Below are 612 nucleotides of genomic sequence, written 5' to 3'. Positions count from 1 at the left end.
ACGCAGTGTCGCTATTTGTTGAAGGCACAACAAACGTGCCCAATGAAGTTCTTATGGTGCACTGTGCAGCTGCCGCATTCACTATACCTGTAAGCCTTCCGGGTTCTAATGTCAAGGCCCTGAGTCCAGCTGCCAATAACTCGGTGTTCATCATCAAGAAGAACGGGACTCAGATAGGGGTAGCCACATTTGCCATTGGGTCTACTACTGCACTTCTTGGATCATCGGTTCCGGTGTCCTTTGCCGTGGGTGATATTCTAGAAGTGGACGGGCCAAACACACCCGACCCCTCGCTAGCTAACATCGGATTCACCATTGTGGGTACGCTGAATTGAGGCCAATTTTATAGTGTAGGGTAACTATAAGGAAGAGATATGGACGCAGCACATCGGTTGCTGGCCGAGCATCAGGCCACCGATCCACCTAAACAGGATCAGGATCGTACGTGGCAAAAGCGCATGGAAGACAGCTATCGCGGCAAAGGCCGACGTGCAGGCTCCGAAATTCCGAAAGGAACGTTCACACAGAGCCCATCTGAGATAGCCCGCCAGCTCAAACAGCACTCTACAGCTTTCGGTGAAGCAAGCTCAAAGCTGAACGGCTTCATCAATC

At 51.5% G+C, this 612-nt stretch carries 2 protein-coding genes; both read left to right on the top strand.

Annotated elements, in window-relative coordinates; translation table 11 throughout:
- A partial coding sequence (locus AC1RPN_RS08100) for a hypothetical protein (protein WP_481763699.1) occupies positions 1 to 335 on the top strand: 335 nt, incomplete at its 5' end.
- Positions 336 to 374: 39 nt separating this feature from the next.
- On the top strand, positions 375 to 612 hold a 238-nt coding region (locus tag AC1RPN_RS08095), incomplete at its 3' end, for a hypothetical protein (RefSeq protein ID WP_481763698.1).

Source organism: Dellaglioa sp. CoH-57-MRSF-20 (genome assembly GCF_056781955.1).
This window is presented reverse-complemented; position numbering and strand designations above follow the sequence as displayed.